This window comes from Streptomyces sp. NPDC102279 (genome assembly GCF_044766365.1).
Lineage (GTDB): Bacteria > Actinomycetota > Actinomycetes > Streptomycetales > Streptomycetaceae > Streptomyces.
The window spans coordinates 95,149-101,803 of sequence record NZ_JBIWLU010000022.1; the positions used below are offsets into that span (position 1 = coordinate 95,149).

Here is a 6,655-nt window from a genome sequence, read left to right on the forward strand (position 1 = left end):
TGCACGCGGTGGCGGACCACCAGACCCCTGACGCGGACCCCCTCGCGTTGGAGCGGTGCTGGATCGTGGCCTCATGGGCGCCGGCCCGAGGACGGCGAGACCTGAGGCGGCGGCGGTTGACCGAGCCGACCGATCCGCACATCCTGATCATCCTGACCACCCCGGAACCACCGTGCCCTGGAGCTGACTTGGCTGACGTGATCGTGCCCGACCCCGTCACGCGCGACATTCTCGCGATCTTCGAAAACGTACGATTCCGGCTGGTCGAGCGCCTGGAGGACTTGACCGACGCCGAGTACCACTGGGAGCCGGTCAGCGACTGCATCAGCATTTGCCCCGGCGACGACGGTGTCTTCCGCGTCGCCACGCTGTTTCCGGAATCGAGCCCGGAGGCACCGGACGCCTTCACGACGATCGCCTGGCGTATCTGGCACATCGGCAACCTCTGCCTGCGCGGCTATGTGATCCACTTCTTCGAGGACGTTCCCGAGCTCGGCGACCGCCACGAGTGGCCGGGCACCGCGAAAGAGGGCATCCAGGCGCTGGCCGAGGACTGGGAGCACTTCATCTCCCGTATCGCAGCCCTCGGCGACAAGCGCCTCCTGGCGCCGATAGGCATGGGCCCAGGCGGATGGGCCGATGAGACCTATCTGAAGCTCGCGCTGCACGCCTTGAAAGAGGTCACACATCACGGGGGCGAGATCGGCCTGCTGCGCGACCTGTACCTGCGCGAAGGCGTCTGATTTGGCGGTAGGCGACCTTGTCCGGCGGCCGGGGTGCGGATGGCCAGATCGTCGATCCGGTGGCGCTCGTCGAGATCGATGACGTCGTGGGTCAGGTTGCCCTGGGCGCTGTGGCGTCCGGCCAACTGAGCACGTTCGTCTGTACCCAGCTGGGGAGCAGGACGCGTACGCCGACACGCCCTCGCGCCGGGACCGCCCGGCACATCTCACACCCCACGCCCGAACGGCTCAACGCCTCAACGGCTCAACGGCTCAACGGCTCAACGGCTCAACGGCTCAACGGCTCAACGGCGGAGTTGACCGGTGGCAGGCAGCCGGGCGCCGCCCGTTCCGCACCCGGCGCTTGGCCAGTCGCCCATCCTCACGGCACGGTCGGGATTTTGACGTGGCCGCCGAGACCCGGACCGCCTGAGCCGGCGCCCCCGGACTCAGAATCCCGGACGCAGAGCCCAGGACGCAGAGCCCCGGGCTCCCGGAGCGAGGACGCCGTCGGCCTGGCCGCGCAGCCGCGGCGGCGGCAGTGGCGGCGGTGGCGGGCGTGTGAGCGTGGGGCCGCAAAGAACATACTGCGCTTTTGCCTCAACTCGGTCGTGAAACCGGCGCGTTGGTCTTGACGCGTTCTTAACGCCCCCTCGGTGCGGCGCGGTTGGCGCCACGGCCACGCCGGTGGCGGGGCAGGGGGCGTGAGACTCCGGCGGAACCGGTGGCGCCGGGTGCGGCCGGGTATCGGCCGGTGTCTGTGATCCGGCCGGAAAAGGGGAGGCCGGACCGGCAGCCGGACCGGCCGGTGCCCTGCTCTGCCGGGGCCTGGTCACCCGCCCCGGTTCCGGCTGCCGGACTCTCTGGGATCATGGCCGGCGCAGCACATTGGGGGATGTGGTTCCTGCGGGGACGGTCCGGTGTGAACCGGCCGCCCTCTTCCTTTCCAGCAAAGAAACCGCCACGCTGGTTTTATAGTTACCTGCACCGTGCAGCAGCCTTCCCCGAGGAGTTCCCCGCATGAAGCAGCAACGTGCCGTACGCACCCGTGACGCGCTCATCCGCTCCGCGGCCGAGACGTTCGAGAGCCGCGGCTACGTCCAGGCGAAGCTCGCGGAGATCAGCTCCCGTGCCGGGGTGAGCGCCGGCGCCCTGCACTTCCACTTCCCCAACAAGGCTGCGGTGGCCGCCACCGTCGAGGCCACCGCGGCCGCCACCCTGCGCCGCGCGGCCCACACGGCACAGCTGCCGGGCATGAACCCCCTGCAACGCCTCACCGCCGCCTCACACGCCCTGGCCGGGGAACTGCAGGCCGACGTCGTGGCGCGGGCGGGTTTCCATCTCAGCTGCCACGCGCAGCACCGCACGGGAGTAGACCTGCGCGCCGAATGGCACGCCTGGGTGAGCCGGCAACTCACCGAGGCCGAAGCACAGCACCTGCTCGCCGAGCACGTGCGGGCGCATGACGTCGCCCTGGCGGTCACGGCGGCGACCACCGGCATCGAGGTCCTGGCCGGCACCGACCCCGGGTGGCTCTCCCCCGCCGCACTGACCCGGTTCTGGCACTTCCTGCTGCCCTGCCTGGCCCGGCCCGAAGCACTGACCACACTCCAGAGCGACCTCCGCACCCGCACCGCCTGACACACCACCACCCACCCCGCACCCACCCCGACCCGGCACACCACGACACCGCCCAGCCCGACGAGCCGCGAGGCAGCAGGCAGCAGGCAGCAGGCAGCAGGCAGCAGGCAGCAGGCAGCAGGACGGTGGGGCAGGAGCGGGGCGTGGGCAAGCGCATCACCGCCCAGATCCCCCGGGCAGCGGGCGCGCCACCGCCCCGCCGTCCGGCTCCTTGCCTCTTCATCGGATTCAACGGCGGATTCGGTTCATCTTGGGATCGAAGAGCGGTTCGTCGCGGACGGTGGCGGGGCCTCCAGGGACCGGCCGCGCGGACACCGGCGCGTCGGCGCACCGCACTCCTCCTCGACGACCCGGCCCGGTTCAGGGGCCGGCACCCGCCGGCACCCGCCGCAACCCGCCCGAGGCGCAGCCCGAGGCGCCGCGGGCGGCGGGGCCGGAGCAGCGCGCAGGGTGCGGCCAACCACCGCTCACTTCGCTGCGCGCGGCAGCCGCCACCGCACCGCCGCCCGGACACCCCAAGGCGGAAGGCACACCGCCACCAGCACCGCATCGGGACAGGGACCTGCGCACACCACCGCCGCCCCACCCAGCACCGGAGGGGCAGCGCGCCGCCCCCGAACCGCCCCTCGCAGGGCAGGAGTTGCCAGCACGCCCCTTCGCCGACCCGCCCCCCGGGCGGGAGGAGGCGCACACCACGCTGCCCCGCCCAGCCCCGGAGGGGACAGCGCCCGCCACCGAACCGCCCCTCGCGGGACAGGAGTTGCCAGCGCGCCCCCTCCCCCGACCTGCCCGCCCGGGGGGAGAGAGGGGGCGGCGGCGCACACCACCGCCCCGCCCTCGCCCTGCACGGCCGGGCCGGGCCGGGCCGGGCCGGGCCGGGCCGGGCCGGGCCGGGCCGGGCCGGGCCGGGCCGTGGAGGGACGGCCCGTGGGGGGACGGGCCGTGGAGGGACGGGCCGTGGGGGGACGGGCCGTGGAGGGACGGGCCGTGGGGGGACGGGGGTCAGTGCGCTGCTGTCGAGCCGCCCGCCCGCAGGACTTCGCGGACCGGGGGCGGGACGAGGGCGGGCAGTACCAGCGTCCAGAAGCCGGTCAGGGGATCCGGTGCCAGCCATACCGGATCCTGCGCGCCCAGCACTTCGAAGCCGACCGTCGCCGCCACCACCACCACCGCCGCGTCCCCCGCCGACACCCCCGAAGCAAGCACACCCCGCGCCCCGGCCACGGTCAGCACCTCGTGCACCCAGCCGCTCCACACCCCCCGCAGAGCACCGCCCACGTGCGGCCACCGGCCCGGCGGGCGGTCGCCCCCCACCCGCCGTCCGGCAGCTCCCCGCCCCACCGGCCCCTGCTCCACCGCGCGTTCACCCACCGGACGCTCGCCCCACGCACCGTCCAGCCCGAATCCGGCACGCAGCACCACATCACGGGAAAGGCCGCGCACGAAAAGATGCGTGGTATCGATCAGCTGCTGCAACTCCCCCACCCGATCCCCACCCGCACCGGCCCCCGCACCGGAGGCCGGCGATCCGGGGTCCGGCGATCCGGAGGCCGGCGATCCGGGGGCTGGTGATCCGGCGCCCGCGACACGCTCACCCTCCGCGCCCCCGGCCGTATGCGCGACCGCACCCCCGCCCCCGTCCTCATCCCCGCAGCCGTGGCCGTGGCCGTGGCCGTCCGTGCGGGTTGCCGTCCGCGCGTCGATGATCCGCCGCAGCCGTGACAGGGCGGCGTGGGTGACCGCGTCGGCGAGGTCGGCCTTGGTGGCGAAGTGGAAGTACAGGGCGCCTGCGCTGACCTGTGCCTTCGCCGTGACGGCCGCCAGTGACGTGACCTCGTAGCCGTCCCGGTCGAAGAGCTGCGCGGCCGCCTCGATGAGTGCCTCACGGGTGCGCACTGCGCGTTCCTGTCGGGTCATCACGGCTCCGTCGGTGCACTGGGAGGGGGCCGCGCACACACGCGACACAAAGATCATCAGCTCTCGTCCTCGAGAACCGCTCGAGGCCGCCCCCCAACCCCCTACAGACCCCCTTCACACCCAACCGGGCACCGCCCCCGAAAGAAACGGGCAAACACCCCCGCACACCCCCCGCCCCCGGCCGCCGGCAGGCACCCCGCACCGCACACCCCCGGCCACCGCTCCCCCACACCCCCGGGGGCGCCTGTCAGCAGGCAGCCGGCACACGCGACCGGAAAGGGGCACCCGCCCGCCGCCCCGCCCGCGCTAGCGTTGAGCCCGCACCCGGCACCCGTTCAGGCCCCACCGGCCGGAAGGAAACGCTCCATTTCACGCCAGCCGGCAGTACCCCTTCAACGCTAGAAACTAAACCGGTTGGTCTGTATGTTGAGGCATCTGAGGCGCTCGGCCCGGTCCGGCGCATCATCTCGTTGCCATCCAGGGGGATCAGACATGTCCACGAACACGTTCCACCCCGCACCAGGCACCTCGCACCGCATACCCGCCGGCCGACCGCCGCAGGATGCCAGGCCCGCACCCGCGCCCGCCGCGATGCGGCTGACCTGCACGGTGCCCAAGGAGTTCGTCCACCGGGCCGCCCTCGCCGAAGTCCTGCTCACCGGCCACACCCGCCTGGCCGACAACCGCTTCCAGGTCACCGCCCAGTGGCCCCGCAGCCACAGCTTCTACACCCCCATCGCAGGAACCCACCACGACCCGCTGCTCGCCACAGAAACGATCAGGCAGGTCGGAGCCTTCCTCCCCCACGCCGAGTTCGGCGTCCCCATCGGCCACCAGTTCCTCATGCGCGCCTTCCACCTGCAGGTCGACCCCGCCCACCTGCACGTCGGCGCCACCCCCGCCGACCTCGACATCGACGTCACCTTCCACGACATCCGCACCCGCGGCACCACCCACAGCGCGGCCCGCTACGACGCCGTCATCCGCCGCCACGGCGACACCGTCGCCACCGGCAGCTTCACCTACACCTGCATCACCCCCCAGGCCTACCGCCGCCTGCGCGGCAACCACGGCCACCTCCACACCCCCCTCACCGCCCCCCTGCCCCCGCAAAACGTCGGGCGCCTCTCCCCCACCGACGTCGTCCTGTCCCCCACCACCACCCCCGACACCTGGCAACTACGCATCGACACCCGCCACCCCGTCCTCTTCGACCACCCCGTCGACCACGCCCCCGGCATGCTCCTCGCCGAAGCCGCCCGCCAGGCCGCCATCGCCGCAACCCCCCACACCACCCCCCTCATCCCCACCGAAATCCACAGCACCTACCACCACTACGTCGAACTCGACACCCCCTGCCACCTCCACACCCAACGACTCACCCCCACCCCCCACGGCAACCGCATCAAAATCACCGGCGCCCAGGACGGCAAAGAAAAGTTCCACACCACCCTCACCACCACCCACCTCTAACCCCCACCCACCACCCAACCCCCAGCACCAGCCGGCACAAGACGCAGCAGAACAAGACGAGCACGGCAGGACAGGGCAGGGCGCTACACGACACCCCACACCGGCCCCCACCGCGTCACGGCAGACCGGCAACCCCGAACACCAACCCCGACCGACTCCAGCTCCAGCTCCGGCCGGCTCCGGCATCGGCTCCCGATCCCCCACCAGACCGGCCCGGACTCCCCACCGGCCCGGACTCCAGCACCAACACAGCCCCGCCCGCCAGAACGCACCAGGAACAGACCAACACGGCACCCCACCCCGCAACACCCAGGCCCGGCACAGGACAGGTCACCACACCTGAACCCAGCGCCGGGCCTCCGCCATCCCCCTCCCACCACACGCACCACAGGCCACACACCACACGCCACACCAGGACCCCCACCACACCCAACCCAGCGCGGACAAACAGGCAGACAGGCCGAAAAGCAGACAGGCAGATCCGCCCGCCCACGGAAGCAACACCCCGGCATGGAGCCCCCACCCGACACGCACCGGCACGCACCGGCACGCACCGGCGCCACCATCACGCCCGGCACACCCGGTACAACACCCCAGGCACCGTCACAGACCGCGACCCTCGAAACAGGACAGGCCGGAGACCGGAGACCGGAGCGCTGAAACCAGAGCAGACAGGCGACCGGAGCAGACGGACCGGGGCACAGGCGGGCAAGCCGAACGTGAAACCGCAGCCACAGAACCAGGACGGACAAAAGACCAGGGCCCGCCCCAGCAACCACCCCGCCCAGACACCAGCACCCGACCCGGCACCAGCACCAGCACCAGCACCAGCACCAGCACAGGCGTACCGGCTCCGCTCCGAACCCCGATACCAGGCAGAGCAGTTCGCGCCCGCCCGCGGG

4 protein-coding genes are annotated in these 6,655 nt (G+C 72.4%); 3 read left to right on the forward strand and 1 reads right to left on the reverse strand.

Features of this window, described 5'->3' with window-relative positions:
* The first annotated feature begins 116 nt into the window (after positions 1 to 116).
* Together ACIRQH_RS39100 and ACIRQH_RS39105 are read left to right on the forward strand one after the other, a co-directional pair.
* A complete protein-coding gene (locus tag ACIRQH_RS39100) occupies positions 117 to 743 on the forward strand; it encodes a DinB family protein (RefSeq protein ID WP_404230196.1) in 627 nt (208 codons plus the stop codon).
* A gap of 999 nt (positions 744 to 1,742) precedes the next feature.
* Positions 1,743 to 2,363 (forward strand): ScbR family autoregulator-binding transcription factor, encoded by a 621-nt coding sequence (locus ACIRQH_RS39105; RefSeq protein WP_404230200.1) that lies wholly within the window; start codon positions 1,743 to 1,745, stop codon positions 2,361 to 2,363.
* A gap of 1,002 nt (positions 2,364 to 3,365) precedes the next feature.
* On the opposite strand, the gene ACIRQH_RS39110 is transcribed toward ACIRQH_RS39105, so the two are convergent.
* Complete coding sequence (locus tag ACIRQH_RS39110) at positions 3,366 to 4,280, reverse strand: TetR family transcriptional regulator (protein ID WP_404230203.1); 915 nt, start codon at positions 4,278 to 4,280, stop codon at positions 3,366 to 3,368.
* 492 nt (positions 4,281 to 4,772) lie between these two features.
* Here ACIRQH_RS39110 and ACIRQH_RS39115 point away from each other — a divergent pair, with 492 nt between their 5' ends.
* Positions 4,773 to 5,753: a ScbA/BarX family gamma-butyrolactone biosynthesis protein gene (locus ACIRQH_RS39115; protein WP_404230205.1), complete on the forward strand. Its 981-nt coding sequence runs from the start codon at positions 4,773 to 4,775 to the stop codon at positions 5,751 to 5,753.
* Positions 5,754 to 6,655: the final 902 nt, after the last annotated feature.